The organism is Sporosarcina aquimarina, assembly GCF_033253705.1.
Taxonomy (GTDB): domain Bacteria; phylum Bacillota; class Bacilli; order Bacillales_A; family Planococcaceae; genus Sporosarcina; species Sporosarcina aquimarina.
In genome coordinates this window covers 60701-75184 of sequence record NZ_JAUBDH010000009.1, presented here as the reverse complement: position 1 = coordinate 75184, position 14484 = coordinate 60701, and the positions used below count along the sequence as shown (strand labels likewise).

General features: G+C 43.3%; 17 protein-coding genes and 1 tRNA gene. 17 read left to right on the top strand and 1 reads right to left on the bottom strand.

The features are described 5' to 3' along the window. Positions 1-148 precede the first annotated feature (148 nt). The 12 genes from hprK (at position 149) to QT716_RS13455 (ending at position 10503) form a co-directional block, all read left to right on the top strand. Positions 149-1102, top strand: a complete 954-nt coding sequence (gene hprK / locus QT716_RS13510; protein WP_317936619.1) for an HPr(Ser) kinase/phosphatase — start codon at positions 149-151, stop codon at positions 1100-1102. Continuing rightward, positions 1103-1909: a prolipoprotein diacylglyceryl transferase gene (gene lgt / locus QT716_RS13505; RefSeq protein ID WP_317936618.1), complete on the top strand. Its 807-nt coding sequence runs from the start codon at positions 1103-1105 to the stop codon at positions 1907-1909. Then, positions 1899-2864 (top strand): nucleoside recognition domain-containing protein, encoded by a 966-nt coding sequence (locus QT716_RS13500; protein WP_317936617.1) that lies wholly within the window; start codon positions 1899-1901, stop codon positions 2862-2864. Before lgt ends, QT716_RS13500 begins: the two co-directional genes overlap by 11 nt. Then, entirely contained in the window at positions 2857-3510 is a 654-nt protein-coding gene (gene ppaX / locus QT716_RS13495; RefSeq protein WP_317936616.1) for a pyrophosphatase PpaX, read from the top strand. The genes QT716_RS13500 and ppaX overlap by 8 nt, the downstream gene beginning before the upstream one ends. Next, entirely contained in the window at positions 3507-4031 is a 525-nt protein-coding gene (locus QT716_RS13490; protein WP_317936615.1) for an acyltransferase, read from the top strand. The genes ppaX and QT716_RS13490 overlap by 4 nt, the downstream gene beginning before the upstream one ends. 90 nt (positions 4032-4121) lie before the next feature. Continuing rightward, complete coding sequence (locus tag QT716_RS13485) at positions 4122-5648, top strand: tetratricopeptide repeat protein (RefSeq protein ID WP_317936614.1); 1527 nt, start codon at positions 4122-4124, stop codon at positions 5646-5648. A gap of 92 nt (positions 5649-5740) precedes the next feature. Further along, positions 5741-6691, top strand: coding sequence for a thioredoxin-disulfide reductase (gene trxB / locus QT716_RS13480; RefSeq protein ID WP_317936613.1), 951 nt, complete (start codon positions 5741-5743; stop codon positions 6689-6691). A gap of 212 nt (positions 6692-6903) precedes the next feature. Continuing rightward, on the top strand, positions 6904-7374 hold the full coding sequence (locus QT716_RS13475) for an NUDIX domain-containing protein (protein ID WP_317936612.1): 471 nt from the start codon (positions 6904-6906) through the stop codon (positions 7372-7374). Positions 7375-7378: 4 nt separating this feature from the next. Then, complete coding sequence (gene rapZ / locus QT716_RS13470; RefSeq protein ID WP_317936611.1) at positions 7379-8266, top strand: RNase adapter RapZ; 888 nt, start codon at positions 7379-7381, stop codon at positions 8264-8266. 4 nt (positions 8267-8270) lie between these two features. Then, positions 8271-9248, top strand: a complete 978-nt coding sequence (locus tag QT716_RS13465; protein ID WP_317936610.1) for a gluconeogenesis factor YvcK family protein — start codon at positions 8271-8273, stop codon at positions 9246-9248. A 31-nt stretch (positions 9249-9279) separates the two neighbouring features. Then, positions 9280-10224: a DNA-binding protein WhiA gene (gene whiA, locus QT716_RS13460; protein ID WP_317936609.1), complete on the top strand. Its 945-nt coding sequence runs from the start codon at positions 9280-9282 to the stop codon at positions 10222-10224. Positions 10225-10242: 18 nt separating this feature from the next. Further along, positions 10243-10503, top strand: coding sequence for an HPr family phosphocarrier protein (locus tag QT716_RS13455; protein ID WP_317936608.1), 261 nt, complete (start codon positions 10243-10245; stop codon positions 10501-10503). Positions 10504-10544: 41 nt separating this feature from the next. On the opposite strand, the gene clpP is transcribed toward QT716_RS13455, so the two are convergent. Then, positions 10545-11153: an ATP-dependent Clp endopeptidase proteolytic subunit ClpP gene (gene clpP, locus QT716_RS13450; protein ID WP_317936607.1), complete on the bottom strand. Its 609-nt coding sequence runs from the start codon at positions 11151-11153 to the stop codon at positions 10545-10547. 188 nt (positions 11154-11341) lie between these two features. On the opposite strand from clpP, the gene QT716_RS13445 reads away from it, so the two are divergent. The 5 genes from QT716_RS13445 (at position 11342) to QT716_RS13425 (ending at position 14459) form a co-directional block, all read left to right on the top strand. Further along, positions 11342-11413, top strand: a tRNA-Arg gene (locus QT716_RS13445). A 181-nt stretch (positions 11414-11594) separates the two neighbouring features. Next, positions 11595-12170, top strand: coding sequence for a LemA family protein (locus QT716_RS13440; RefSeq protein ID WP_317936606.1), 576 nt, complete (start codon positions 11595-11597; stop codon positions 12168-12170). Then, positions 12170-12973 (top strand): TPM domain-containing protein, encoded by an 804-nt coding sequence (locus QT716_RS13435; RefSeq protein ID WP_317936605.1) that lies wholly within the window; start codon positions 12170-12172, stop codon positions 12971-12973. Before QT716_RS13440 ends, QT716_RS13435 begins: the two co-directional genes overlap by 1 nt. A gap of 79 nt (positions 12974-13052) precedes the next feature. Beyond that, a complete protein-coding gene (locus tag QT716_RS13430; protein ID WP_317936604.1) occupies positions 13053-13292 on the top strand; it encodes a glutaredoxin family protein in 240 nt (79 codons plus the stop codon). Between the two features lie 174 nt (positions 13293-13466). Continuing rightward, complete coding sequence (locus QT716_RS13425; protein ID WP_317936602.1) at positions 13467-14459, top strand: sugar-binding transcriptional regulator; 993 nt, start codon at positions 13467-13469, stop codon at positions 14457-14459. Positions 14460-14484 lie beyond the last annotated feature (25 nt).

Here is a 14484-nt window from a genome sequence, read left to right as displayed (position 1 = left end):
TCTCACCATTTCCGAGAGAAGGTTTTTTTGAATTCAGCTGCCAACTGAACTTTCACAATAAAATACATATGCAAAATAGCATTCAAATTCATGCTTACAATGGTAGAATGATGCATAGACATTAAATGAATATGGAGGTGACTGTCAGATGAGCGAAGTCACTGTAAAAGATATGCAGGATCGATTTGGCTTGGAGCTGCTCGTTGGTGAAGTGGGGATTGACAGAACGATAGAGTTAAGTGATATATCCCGTCCAGGACTTGAAATGGCAGGGTATTTCGATTTTTATCCTAGAACACGCATACAGCTTTTAGGGAAAACCGAAATTTCCTTTTTCGAAATGTTACCTGAAGCCCATCGCATCGAGCGTATGAATTTGTTGTGTACCCCGGAAACACCAGCTTTTGTTTTGGCTCATGGTGTAACTTTACCGCCTGAACTGGAAACAGCTGCAGAACGAATGGGCATCGCTGTGTTAAGTTCAGACGTTCCGACAACGCGGTTGTCAGGAATGATCACTAATTTCTTAGCAGGGCGGCTTGCTCCAATGGAAACACTTCATGGTGTTCTGGTAGATGTTTATGGAATTGGTGTACTGATTACAGGCAAAAGCGGAGTGGGTAAAAGTGAAACAGCGCTGGAACTCGTTAAACGCGGGCACCGCTTAATTGCAGATGATTCTGTAGAAATTCGTGAAGTCGCCAAAAACATCTTGATCGGCAGTCCGCCGCCGCTTCTGCAGCACATGCTTGAAATTCGCGGAGTCGGGATTATTGATATTATGACGTTGTTTGGTGCAAGCTCTGTAAAAGACGATAAACGGATAGTGCTTGTCATTGAACTTGAGTTATGGGATCCAGATAAGATGTACGATCGATTAGGTGTCGATGAAGACACGTTGAAGATCATGGATTCTGAAGTGACTAAATTAGTAGTTCCAGTTCGGCCGGGGCGTAATTTGTCCGTGATTATCGAAGTGGCTGCGATGGATTATCGATTAAAGTCGTTAGGTATCAATGCGGCTGAAGAATTTACAAACAAGCTGGACGCGGTCATTAGTGAGAAGTCGGCTGCGGCAGAAGAGAAGGGGATTAATCGGTAAATGAACACATTATTAGCGATCGATCCTGTTGCGTTTTCATTCGGTACTTTCGAAGTCCGCTGGTATGGAATTTTAATTGCAACCGGGATTGTTTTAGCCTTTTTGCTTGTGCAAAAAGAAATGGTGAAACAAAACATGCATCCCGATTTGCTCACAGATATGCTGATTTGGGCGGTGCCCATTTCCATTATTTCTGCAAGGATCTATTACGTTATCTTTTCCTGGGATTTCTACAAAGACCATCCTTCAGAAATCATTAAAATCTGGGAAGGCGGAATCGCGATCCATGGTGCCTTAATTGGAGCGATTATTACGGCGGTTATCTTTACAAAAAAACGCGGAGTCTCATTTTGGAAAGTCGCGGATATTACAGCACCCGGACTGCTCATTGGCCAAATTATTGGACGTTGGGGCAACTTTATGAATCAGGAAGCTCATGGCGGGCCGGTTTCACAAGCGTTTCTTGACAACACCATCATTCCTGATTGGATTATGAACCAAATGACAATCGAGGGTATCACATATCACCCGACGTTTCTCTATGAATCATTGTGGAATTTAGTCGGTCTTGCAATTATCTTGCTCTTGCGGCGTGTAAATTTAAAACGCGGCGAAATCTTTTTCTTCTATATAACATGGTATTCCATTGGACGCTTCTTCATAGAAGGAATGCGGACAGACAGTTTGTACGGCGGCGGTCTCCGTGCTGCTCAAGTTGTATCGATTATCGGAGTGCTGATTGGATTGGGGTTACTGATTTATCGTAGATTCATCGTGAAGACGGATGTGAGGTACAATGACAAATAACACGCAGACCTCTACGTTGCGTAACGGCTTAGGCGCGGGTTTGAAGACGACTTGGTCACTGGGAAAAATCATTTTTCCTATTACGATTCTCGTTGTCATTTTGCAGCATACGCCTATCTTACCTTGGATTGTAAAACTTGTTTCGCCTTTCATGAATTTGTTCGGGTTGAGCGGCGAAGCCGCAATTCCGCTCGTGTTAGGAAACGCATTGAATTTGTATGCAGGAATTGCAGGAATCTTATCACTCGATTTGACAGTGAAGGAAGTATTCATCATCGCGGTCATGTTGAGTTTTGCACACAACTTGTTCATCGAGACGGGGGTCGCATTGAAAGTCGGTGTCAAATTGTGGATTGTCCTCGTCGTACGATTTGGGCTTGCTGCCATTTCTGGTATTGTTATTAATCTCGTATGGCGCGGTGGCGGAGAAATCGCCAAGTATGGAATTGCCCCTGAAACGACAGTGGTTCCAAGTGGCTGGCTTGAAATTTTCTTATTAGGATTACAAAAAGCATCTTTTGGCGTCTTGCAGCTTGCTCTTATCGTCATTCCACTCATGATCCTTGTTCAATTTTTGAAAGATCGAAAATACCTTGAAAAGTTCTCTGCCAAATTTGCACCTGTTACGAAACTGATTGGTGTCCAACCGAATGCGTCGTTAACACTCGTTGCCGGTCTCGTCATCGGGCTTGCATATGGTGCTGGTGTGATGATTCAAGCGGTGCAAGAAGATGGCGTCAGCAAACGGGACGCGACACTGTCATTCATCTTCCTGGTAGCCTGTCACGCGGTCATTGAGGATACGTTATTATTTGTTCCATTAGGAATACCTATATGGCCGCTCTTACTAATCCGTGTCGTTACAGCATTTGTACTTACAATAGCAGTCGCATTTTTCTGGCGGCATAAACTAAATGAAAAACTGGAAAAGGAGGCGACCGTGACAAATGGCTAACAAAATTACAACAATTCTTTTTGACTTGGACGGCACATTACTAGATACAAATGAGCTGATCCTCCAATCGTTTGAGCAATTGCTCGGCAAACATTACCCAGGACGGTACCAGCGGGCTGACATTTTACCCTTTTTAGGACCAACGTTGGCTGAAACGTTTAACGGGATGGATCCTGCTAAAACTGAAATGATGATCGCAGAATACCGTGATTGGAATATGGCCAACCATGACCAGCTCGTTACCGAGTTTGACGGTGTCACAGAGACGTTAACTCGTTTGAAAGATTTAGGCATCCGAATGGCAGTTGTGTCCACTAAGCGGAATGATATGGTTCAAAAAGGGCTAGATTTACTCCAACTATCGGACCTATTTGAAACGATTGTCGGGTTAGATGATGTTCAACATCCCAAACCAGATCCCGAACCCTTACTCCTTGCAATGAAACGGCTGAACGTTCAAAAAGAAGAAGTATTAATGGTTGGAGATAACTTTCACGACATCCAAGGCGGGAAAAATGCGGGAGTCCTGACAGCTGGTGTTGCTTGGTCTTTAAAAGGGGAAGAATTTCTTTCGACTTTTAATCCAGACTACATGCTGAAGCATATAACGGATTTATACGAAATTATTGGTGTAGCAGTCAAATGAGAAAAACAGATCGTTTTCCAGTGAAAAAAAAGGGGAACTCGCTTTGGAATTTGTATAGCTCGGTTTCGTTTTCAAAAGTAGCTAAAAATTTCGTCGTCATTCAAATCGGACGATACACGCCGTTTTTTAGAATGAAAAATTGGCTATATCGAACATTCCTGCACATGGAAGTCGGCCATACAACAGCATTTGCACTAATGGTATTTCCTGATGTCATGTTCCCCGAAAGAATAAAAGTCGGCAACAATACAATCATTGGATTTAACTCGACAATATTGGCTCATGAGTACTTGATAGACGAGTATCGAATCGGGGATGTTGTGATCGGCGATGAAGTGATGATTGGTGCGAACTCCACTATTCTTCCAGGAGTGACAATAGGCGATGGCGCTGTTGTTTCTGCTGCATCCCTGGTCAATATGGATATTCCAAAAGGAGCTTTCGCAGGAGGCAATCCGGTTCGGATTATATACACAGCTGAACAGCGTGCCGCGCGAAGAGAAAACAATCTAAAGGTTTAACGTTGTACAAAAGAAGTTATGGTATACTGTAGACATATTGCAAGAAGGTGCGCCCCTCGCGTTCCTTCTTGTTTTTTCGGAGGAATCTGTTTGGATAAAAACGAGCACAACAAAAACAATAATATTATTTCATTTGTCCCAGACGGCGATTTTTATTTTGAGCGCGCACTTGCGGAAATACAGAAAGATCAGTTTCCAGAAGCACTCAAATACTTGAAACGTGCGGTGGAGCTTAATCCCGAAGATCATCAAATTGTTATGCAATACGGCATTATGGTGATGGAAGAAGGACGTTTTGAAGAAGCACTTGACTTACTTATACAAGCATATGAGTTGGAGCCGACAGATCGAGATGTGATTTTCTATCTTGCAGAAATTCATGCACACCTAGGTTTGTTGCGAGAGGCAAAACTGTTTGCTGAGAAGTATATCGGTATGGCACCGGAGGGTGAACTATCGGAAGAAGCAAAAGAAATCATCGAGTTTGCAGAGCAAGAAGCTGCATTTATGGCAGAAGAAGGACCTGAAGATGAGGAAGTTCATCTTTTACAGGAAAAAGCAAGACGTTTAATGGAATCTGGGGAATTCGACAAAGCCGTAACAGTTCTTGAGGATATCGTTGTCGACTACCCAGAATCCTGGACGTCTTTTAACAATCTTGCACTCGCTTATTTTTACAGAGGTGAAACGACGGATGCGAGACAACTGTTATATGACGTCCTGAAAGCAGACCAAGGCAATGTGCATGCACTATGTAATCTTGCTGTGTTTTACTACTATGAAGGCGATCAGGAAAAGTTGAAACCCCTAATTGAGTTACTTGTGAAAATCCGGCCTTATCAGTTTGAAAACCGCTATAAACTGGGAGCTACTTTTGCATTGATAGGGAATCATAAGGAAGCGTATCATTGGCTGCGAAGCATCCAAAAGAAAGGGTTCGAAGGAGATGCCGGTTTCTTCTTCTGGCTTTCTCATGCGGCGTTCTTTTCTGGTCATCGAAAACAAGCTGAAGATGCATTCAGCCGACTCGTTGAAATTGATCCTTCAAAAGCTGGACTCGAACCTTGGCTTGAAACGGATTCCGAGTTGGAATTGGATACTTCCGCGTATACGCAAGACAAACAATTTATACTCGACAAAATTGGGAATGAGTACGGGAGTGAAAGGATGTTTGGCTTCTTCTTACTTGGTAAGTCGATTCATAAACAAGAAATCATTGCCCATCCTGCTTACATCGATGTCGAGAAACTGAATGATCTGGAAAAGCTTGTACTCGCTGCAAGTTTAGATTATAGCCTAGTGGAAGAAACCGCTGCAGATAAGGCGTTTAATCGGGCGATTGAAGCGACTGGACTCCTTTATGATCAGCATAAGCCATTGGATCAGCAAGGAACCCATCTGTTCCAAATGTGGTTTTCGTTATTCGAAGCAGGGTTCAGTAAACAGTATCGCTTTAAAAATCCAAAGGCCATTGCAGCAGCGGCGGACTATATGTTTCAATCATCACGTACTAAAGGGATTACTAAGACTAAACTCGCCGCAACTTACGGCATTAGTCCAGCTACCCTGACCAAGTACGTAAGTGAGTTGTTTGAGCTCTTGCCGAACTTCTCATAAGCTCTTGCAAAAAGTAGGCAGATAAGTTGATGGATGTTCTAAAAACTTATACGATTTGTACAGAACAAGAGTTATTTAGAGGAGGAACTACAATGTCAGCTGAAACAATCTATGACGTGTTAATTATCGGAGCAGGACCTGCTGGAATGACAGCCGCGGTTTATACAGCTCGCGCAAATATGTCGACGCTTATGCTAGAGCGTGGAGTTCCAGGCGGCCAGATGGCGAGCACGGAAGAAATCGAAAACTATCCTGGATTCGAATCTATCCTCGGACCAGACTTGTCCACTAAAATGTTTGATCATGCAAAGCGTTTCGGTGCTGAATACGCTTACGGTGATGTTAAAGAAATTATTGATGGCAAAGAATATAAAACAGTCGTTGCAGGCGGCAAAGAATACAAAGCCCGTTCGATTATTATTACAACGGGTGCGGAATACCGTAAGATGGGGATTCCTGGTGAAGCAGAACTTACAGGCCGCGGAGTAAGTTATTGCGCAGTTTGTGATGGTGCATTCTTTAAAAACAAAGAAATCATTGTAATCGGCGGCGGAGACTCTGCAGTTGAAGAAGGAACGTACTTAACACGTTTTGCAAGCAAAGTAACGATTATTCACCGTCGCGATGAGCTGCGCGCACAAAAAATTGTGCAAGAGCGCGCATTTGCAAACGACAAGATTGACTTTGTCTGGAATACAACAGTTAAAGAAGTCCACGGTAAAGACGGTAAAATCGATTCAGTCACTTTAGTATCGACTGAAGATGGTTCAGAGCGTGAGCATAAAACTGAAGGTATGTTTATATACATCGGTTTAGATCCAATCACCGCTCCATTCGAAAACTTAGGTATCTTGGATGAAAATGGATACATTAAAACAAACGAAGTGATGGAGACAGAGATTCCTGGAATCTATGCAGCGGGCGATGTACGTGAAAAACTATTGCGACAAGTCGTAACAGCAACAGGCGACGGAAGTATCGCAGCACAATCTTGTCAGAAATACGTTGAAGAGTTGAATGATTCCCTCGAAGCAAAAGTTTGAGTTAGGGATGTTTCCTTAATACAACTTTAACAATTCTGTAACGCTCCTGAAATAGTTATCGGTTATACTAAGAGTGTTGATTGACCCCCTATTTTTAAATAACCTTTTAGGCTGCCGGAGAGAACCATGCCGGCAGCTTCTTTTTGTGTCGTTTTCCGAGGAAATCGATTATACTTATTACTATGTGTAGAAAAAGAAGTGAGGCAATGCTTATGCAAAGAATCGTAAACCTACTCGTCATGAAAGACGGAAAAGTGCTATTATTAAAAAAACCGCGTCGAGGCTGGTACGTCGCTCCCGGAGGAAAAATGGATCCCGGGGAGTCGATTATGGAAACAGCAGTCCGCGAATTCACAGAAGAAACGGGCGCAAGACCTGTAAAGCCACATCTTAAAGGTGCTTTTACAATGGTCATTCGAAATGGTGAAGATGTTGTCAATGAATGGATGTTATATACATTTGTCGCACATGACTTAACTGGAACTCCAATGGAACATACGGTGGAAGGGGAGCTTGAATGGCATCCTGTTGAGGCGTTAAAAACGTTACCTATGGCAGAAGGAGACCGTACTAATTTGCTGTTTGCCGTATCGAATCCCGGAATTCAGTATGGAACATTTACGTATACAGAGGACTTTGAACTGCTAGATGAAAAAATTCAAAACTCAATGGAAGGTGAATGAACCAATGGGGATCGACACACAATCTGAAGGTCAAGAACTGGTAATCATTACAGGAATGTCTGGTGCAGGGAAATCAGTAGCAATGCAAAGTTTTGAAGACATGGGCTACTATTGTATCGATAATTTGCCGCCTGAATTACTCGTGACATTTCTAGACTTAATGTTGAAATCCGAAAACAAGAAATCTAAAATTGCTGCGGTTATTGATACACGCGGCGGTGGATTATTTGATGCTCTTCTCGATGCGATTGATAATTTAACACGAATGGACAACGTATCGACTCGAATTCTTTTCTTGGAAGCAGATGACGAAACACTTGTCAGCCGTTATAAAGAGACAAGACGATCTCATCCGCTTGCGAATGGCCGACAGCCGCTTACAGGGATTCAGAAAGAACGCGGCTTGCTGAGCGATGTAAAAGGAAGAGCGCGCTCGATCTTTAATACGTCGACCATGAAGCCTAAAGAACTGAGAGATAAAATCATTTCGGAGTTTTCTGTTGGCGAAGGAGAAAACTTCACGCTTAACTTTATATCCTTCGGGTTTAAACACGGTATGCCAATCGATGCGGATGTTGTATTTGATATTCGTTTCTTACCAAACCCTTACTACATTGAAGCGATGCGGCCGCAAACCGGTCTGGATCAGGAAGTGTATGAGTATGTGCTGAAATGGGAAGATACCCAAACTTTGATTGCTAAACTGACAGATCTCTTCAAATTTTTGATACCTCAATATAAAAACGAAGGTAAATCCCAAGTAGTCATTGCATTTGGCTGTACGGGCGGACAGCATCGTTCCGTTACTCTTGCAGAATACTTCGGCAATCTTTTTAAAGAGGAGTACACAACATATGTGACTCATCAGCACATTGAAAAAAGAAAGGGCTGACGCTATGACAACTTCAAATGACCGCAAAAAGATTGTGGTGTTTGGAGGCGGTACTGGTTTGTCGACATTGCTTCGCGGGTTGAAAAACTACCCTGTCGACTTAACTGCTGTTGTGACAGTTGCAGATGATGGAGGAAGTTCTGGGAGGTTGTTGGATCAATATGATATCCCGCCTCCCGGTGATGTCCGAAAGGTGATGGCAGCGCTTTCAGATGTCGAACCGCTCATCGAGCAGCTTTTCCAGTATCGTTTTACAACTCAGGATGATCTCCATGGACATTCCCTCGGGAACTTGATGCTTGCGGCCATGACGGACATTACAGGCGATTTCGCCAGTGCTGTCAAAAAAATGGGGCAAGTGTTAAACATAAAAGGAAAAGTTCTTCCCGCAGCAAATCAACGCATCACGTTGCACGCAGAACTCGATGATGGAACGATCGTCACGGGTGAATCTAAGATTCCGATGTATGCCCGTAAAATTAGCCAAGTATATTTGTCTCCTTCAGATGTAGAACCATTGCCAGAGACGCTGAATGCAATTCAACAAGCGGATCTGATCATTATCGGACCAGGCAGTTTGTATACGAGTATTTTACCTTCTTTACTTGTTCAAGGCATTCGAAATGCCGTGCTTAAGAGTGACGCACGTAAAGTATATGTGGGCAACCTGACTACCCAAAGAGGGGAAACGTTCCGTTATACAGCATCGGAACACGTCGGTGCACTGTATGATCACGTAGGAGAACCATTTTTAGATGCAGTTCTTTTAAATAGTTCAGACATCATGCCGCTACTGTCCGCTGCAGGTCAGACAGTGACATCTTGGCCAGTGGAGCGGGATCTGGAAGAATTACAAAAGATGGTTCCGCAAATTTGGCAGGAAGACATTGCACTTGCAGAGAATGAGCGAGTTTTACACGACGCAGAAAAAGTAGCGGAATGGTTCGTGAACTACATAACAGACGAATCGAATAATAAGTAGACGTGCTCGTCACCGAGAAGGAGGAGACATCATGTCTTTCGCATCAGAAACAAAAAAAGAACTGACACAGATTGAGGCAGATGACTGCTGTACTAAAGCGGAAGTTGCAGCATTCATCCGCATGAATGGGGTTTTATCGTTTTCCAACAAAGCGATTAGTTTAGACGTTCAAACAGAAAATGCCGCAATTGCAAGACGGTTATATTCAAACTTGAAAAAGCTTTATAAATACAAAGTTGAATTGCTCGTTCGCCGAAAAATGCGTTTGAAAAAAAATAACGTGTACATTTGCCGGATTCGAGAAGGAGCACAGCAATTATTAGATGACTTGGACATCCTGACGAATACGTTTCAATCGAAACAAACAATCTCTAAAGAAATCATTCCAAATGATTGTTGTAAGAGAGCGTATTTGCGCGGGGCATTTCTAGCGGGCGGATCCGTCAACAATCCAGAGACCTCTTCGTATCATTTAGAGGTATTTTCACTCTATGCGGAACACTCAGATGCAATTGTCGAACTCATGAACGATTTCCAGTTGAATGCAAAATCGATTGAACGGAAAAAAGGCTTTGTCGCCTATTTGAAAGAAGCAGAGAAAATTGCGGATTTCCTGAGTATCATAGGAGCACACGTTGCGTTGATGAAATTCGAAGACATTCGTATTGTCCGAGATATGAGAAACAGTGTGAATCGTCTTGTAAACTGTGAAACAGCCAATTTAAATAAAACAATAGGTGCTGCCCAGAGGCAAGTGGAAAACATCAAACTGATTCAGTCAACAATCGGTCTTGAAACGTTGCCAGATCGACTGCAAGAAATCGCACATTTACGTGTAGAGCATCAAGATGTAACACTTAAAGAACTGGGAGAAATGTTATCCGGAGGACCAGTCAGTAAATCAGGGGTCAATCATCGCCTGCGTAAAATTGGCGAGATTGCAGAAAAAGTCAGAGTCGGCGGAATTACTACATGAAGAGGGGAGATAAATGAAATGATCGAGAAAACAGCAGAAGTAAAAATTAAGCCTGGCTTACAAGCAAGACAGGCAGCACTTTTTGTGCAAGAAGCGAATCGATATACATCGGACTTATATGTAAAGCGGGAACAGCGTCAAGTAAATGCAAAAAGTATTATGGGCGTCATGAGTTTAGCGATTGCTCAAGGCAGCACCGTGACTCTAGTTGCCGATGGTGGAGACGAACAGCAAGCTGTGGATGCGTTAGCCGCTTTTGTACACGGAGAACATCAGTGAACAAAAAAACGTCCCGGTTAACGGGACGCTGCGGATCTGACTTATTTAGTTTCTTCGGATTCTCTCATATCACTGCGAGTGATGATATGATCGATTAATCCATATTCTTTCGCACGTTCAGCAGTCATGAAGTTATCACGGTCTGTATCTTTTTCGATGACTTCAATTGGCTGTCCTGTACGTTCTGAAAGGATTTGGTTAAGCTTTTCACGGATGAATAGAATGTGTTTTGCTGCGATTTCAATTTCAGTTGCCTGACCTTGAGCACCGCCAAGTGGCTGGTGAATCATGACTTCAGCGTTAGGAAGTGCATAGCGTTTTCCTTTTGTACCCGCTGCAAGTAGGAATGAACCCATTGAAGCAGCCATACCGATACAGATGGTTTGGATGTTCGGCTTAATGTATTGCATCGTATCGTAAATCGCCATACCTGCTGTAATACTTCCGCCTGGGCTGTTAATGTAGATTGAGATGTCTTTGTCTGGATCTTCAGACTCAAGGAAGAGCAGCTGCGCAACAATTGAGTTTGCCACGTTATCGTCAATTGCGCTGCCAAGCATGATGATCCGGTCTTTTAGCAAGCGAGAGTAAATATCATACGCACGCTCTCCACGGTTTGTTGTTTCAATAACTGTAGGAATTAAGTTCATCTTTTGTTCCTCCCTTTAATGGTTGAAATAGTCGTATGTTGAGTCGCTGTTTTCGCTCAACCATGACTTTATCATACAGAGTATGGTCAACTAAGGTCAAATATAACGCTTTAAAAATTTTTGTTGCTTTTGGATATCCCAGCACGTATACTATAACTTGTCCGCTAAAGAACTAAAGGACGGAAAACGCCCTCGTGGTGCAATGGATAGCACGCAAGCCTCCGAAGCTTGAAATGTGGGTTCGACTCCCGCCGAGGGCATACTTTAAACTCACTTCACTGAATGTAATTCATTCAGTGAAGTGAGTTTTTTTCGTTTAAAAGAAACTTTTTCGATGCAGCTGCGTATAAAGAATAAGCGAGAACGTTTTGAGCGTGTTCGTTTCAGGGTAAACTTCTGAAAGTGAAGAAGAACTATAAAATTTCAAGGAGGCGGAGAGTGTTGAAAAAACTATTGGGACCGATAGCGGTTGTAGTTGGTATTATCGTCGTATTGGCACTAATTTTTGTGCCGAGTTATAACAAGTTTGTTACTTCTGAAGAAAATGTGGACCAAGCGTATTCTCAGATTGAAACACAGTTGCAGCGAAGAGTGGATCTCATTCCGAACTTAGTGAATACCGTGAAAGGCTTTGCGAAACAGGAGAAAGAGGTCATTGCACAAGTGACTGAGGCGCGTTCAAAACTAGCAGGAGCTAAAGGTCCGGAGGAACAAGCTGCTGCAGACTCTGAACTTTCTGGCGCGTTAAGCAGATTGTTAGTCGTTGTGGAGAACTATCCTGATTTAAAGAGTAACGAACAATTTACACAGCTTATGGATGAATTAGCAGGTACTGAAAACCGTATTGCGGTAGCACGTAAAGATTATAATGGCGAGGTCGCTTCTTATAACAAATCTGTGAAGCGTTTCCCGGGCAAACTCGTTGCATCGATTTTTGGGTTTGACGAAAAAGAATACTTCAAAGCTGAAGCTGGAGCTGAAACAGCGCCAGATGTCGACTTCGGAGAAGATGAGTAATGAAAAAGACAGCTGTCCGGGCATTTGCCCTGCTTGGCATGCTTCTCGTATTGTTAACAGTGGTTCAACCTGTAGTTCAAGCGAAAGTGGATGTTATTCAAGATGAATCCGGCATTTTGTCTTCGAGTCAAAGAGAAGAATTAACGGATTATGGAACACGGCTCTATAGCGCTACTGGTGCTGAGTTTGCCGTATTGATCGTCCCATCAACTGAAGGAAGACCTCTAGAAGAGTTTTCTTTAAATAAATTGCGCGAATTTCAACTTGGCGACAAGAAAGAAAATAATGGGGCATTATTAGTTGTAACGACTGATCCGGATGAAGATGGTAAACGTCACATTCGTTTGGAAGTTGGTTATGGCTTAGAAGGCGCACTTCCTGACGGTAAAGTAGGTAGAATTATTGATGAAGTAGCGATGCCCTATATGCAAAACGGGGAACCTGGTCAAGGTGTATTCGAAATGTACAAAGTTGTGTATAACGAAATTGCAAAAGAATACGGCATGGAAGGTTCTGAATTACCCGTAGCAACATTTGAAGGAGACAACAGTGATGATGGCGGTGGGTTCCCTATCGTCCCAATCATTGTGATTGGATTCATTCTCATCCAAATCTTCTTTAACTCTGGAAGAGGCGGCGGTTCAGGCGGCTCCGGAGGATCAGGCGGCCGGCGAGGCGGCGGACCATTCATCTTCCCAGGATCATTCGGAGGCGGTTCCGGAGGTTCAGGCGGCGGTGGAGGATTCGGCGGCTTTGGCGGCGGAGGTTCCGGAGGCGGCGGAGGCGCAGGCCGAAGCTGGTAACAGTGAATGATCAACGCAGCAGTAATTGTTGCGTTGATCATTTTTTCAATTTACACTACAAAGTAATGGAGGGATTGTGATGCACGTACTTTTTTATACAAAACCAGGCTGCAGCCTGTGTGATGAAGCTGAACAGATGATGGAACTTATTAAAGAAGACTATCCCTTAACGTGGACGGCCGTTAATATCGAGGAGAATGACGCGAAACACGAACAGTATGTGTTCATGATTCCTGTAGTGGAAAAGGACAATAAAGTATTGTGTTCAGGTGTAATTAGTTATGTGGATCTCGCTTTACTTTTTGAATCCGATGTTTAATATTGAATAAAGCGGGAATAGTATGTATAATGATGGATATAAGTTAATATATTTTTTTGACTAATGTGGGACGTTTTTCAACCATTATGGTCAGATAATGTCCAGTAGATTAAGAGAGGGGGAGTTACACTGAAGCCGGTAATTGTTGAAGCACAAGAAAAGTTAGTTCCAGAAATGATGGCTGCCTTACAGCAGCGTTATCTTGTTTTAAAGCTCATTAAGACAACCGGTCCAATCGGAAGACGCCCCCTAGCTGAAACTGCCGGAATGTCTGAACGTGAAACAAGGTCTGTAATGGAAGCCCTTCGTAATCAGCAGCTGATCCGAGTTGCGAAAGAAGGTGCCACTGTAACGACCGAGGGAGAAAATGTTTTACACCATCTAGAACCGCTAATTGAATTGCAATATGGAAAGAATGTTCTAGCTAAACGTATTAAGGACTACTTTTCAATTCAAGCGGTGCACATTGTAAAAGGAAATAGCTCAGATCCCGGTGGTTCGAACGAATTACTTGGAACGGAAGCCGCTTCTGTATTTGCAAGCCGTATTGGGAACGGACGGATTGTAGCGGTAACTGGCGGCGGCACGATGGCTGCTATCCCGAGACACTTAAGCTGTTATCCCGGTGCAGAAGATACTTTGTTCATTCCGGCACGTGGCGGAGTGGGTGATGATATTGGGCAGCAGGCGAACGTCATCGCAGCTACGTTTGCACAAACGTGTAACTCATCGTACAAATCGCTGTATTATCCGGAATCACTCAGTGAAGAAGCACATACTGTCTTTTTGAAAGAGCCAACTGCAAGAAAAATGCTGGATTTGTATGAGAGTACAGATTGCTTACTGCATGGTATCGGTGATGCTCAAAAAATGGCAGCAATGCGTGATTCTGACGAAGACGAACAGCAAATGCTCGCATCCAAAGGAGCAAAAGGTGAAGCGTTCGGATATTACTTTAATGGTGCTGGCGAAATTGTTCATCGACTCAGAACCGTTGGGATTCAAACAAATCATTTGGAACGGATTCCGCTGATTTTAGCAGTTGCCGGCGGTTCTGAAAAAGCAGAAGCAATCCTCTCTTATTTGCGAGGGGCTGCGAAACAAACCGTGCTCATTACAGATGAAGGTGCAGCAAAAGAAATCGTTAGCCTGATTGAGAATGACTAACTAAACGTTTACATCGGTCTTGTTT

What these genes read in the sequence shown, in the direction of transcription:
- hprK (WP_317936619.1), top strand. Translation starts at nt 149, where the DNA reads ATGAGCGAAGTCACTGTAAAAGATATGCAGGATCGATTTGGCTTGGAG.
- lgt (WP_317936618.1), top strand. Translation starts at nt 1,103, where the DNA reads ATGAACACATTATTAGCGATCGATCCTGTTGCGTTTTCATTCGGTACT.
- QT716_RS13500 (WP_317936617.1), top strand. Translation starts at nt 1,899, where the DNA reads ATGACAAATAACACGCAGACCTCTACGTTGCGTAACGGCTTAGGCGCG.
- ppaX (WP_317936616.1), top strand. Translation starts at nt 2,857, where the DNA reads ATGGCTAACAAAATTACAACAATTCTTTTTGACTTGGACGGCACATTA.
- QT716_RS13490 (WP_317936615.1), top strand. Translation starts at nt 3,507, where the DNA reads ATGAGAAAAACAGATCGTTTTCCAGTGAAAAAAAAGGGGAACTCGCTT.
- trxB (WP_317936613.1), top strand. Translation starts at nt 5,741, where the DNA reads ATGTCAGCTGAAACAATCTATGACGTGTTAATTATCGGAGCAGGACCT.
- QT716_RS13475 (WP_317936612.1), top strand. Translation starts at nt 6,904, where the DNA reads ATGCAAAGAATCGTAAACCTACTCGTCATGAAAGACGGAAAAGTGCTA.
- rapZ (WP_317936611.1), top strand. Translation starts at nt 7,379, where the DNA reads ATGGGGATCGACACACAATCTGAAGGTCAAGAACTGGTAATCATTACA.
- QT716_RS13465 (WP_317936610.1), top strand. Translation starts at nt 8,271, where the DNA reads ATGACAACTTCAAATGACCGCAAAAAGATTGTGGTGTTTGGAGGCGGT.
- whiA (WP_317936609.1), top strand. Translation starts at nt 9,280, where the DNA reads ATGTCTTTCGCATCAGAAACAAAAAAAGAACTGACACAGATTGAGGCA.
- QT716_RS13455 (WP_317936608.1), top strand. Translation starts at nt 10,243, where the DNA reads ATGATCGAGAAAACAGCAGAAGTAAAAATTAAGCCTGGCTTACAAGCA.
- clpP (WP_317936607.1), bottom strand. Translation starts at nt 11,153, where the DNA reads ATGAACTTAATTCCTACAGTTATTGAAACAACAAACCGTGGAGAGCGT.
- QT716_RS13435 (WP_317936605.1), top strand. Translation starts at nt 12,170, where the DNA reads ATGAAAAAGACAGCTGTCCGGGCATTTGCCCTGCTTGGCATGCTTCTC.
- QT716_RS13430 (WP_317936604.1), top strand. Translation starts at nt 13,053, where the DNA reads ATGCACGTACTTTTTTATACAAAACCAGGCTGCAGCCTGTGTGATGAA.
- QT716_RS13425 (WP_317936602.1), top strand. Translation starts at nt 13,467, where the DNA reads ATGATGGCTGCCTTACAGCAGCGTTATCTTGTTTTAAAGCTCATTAAG.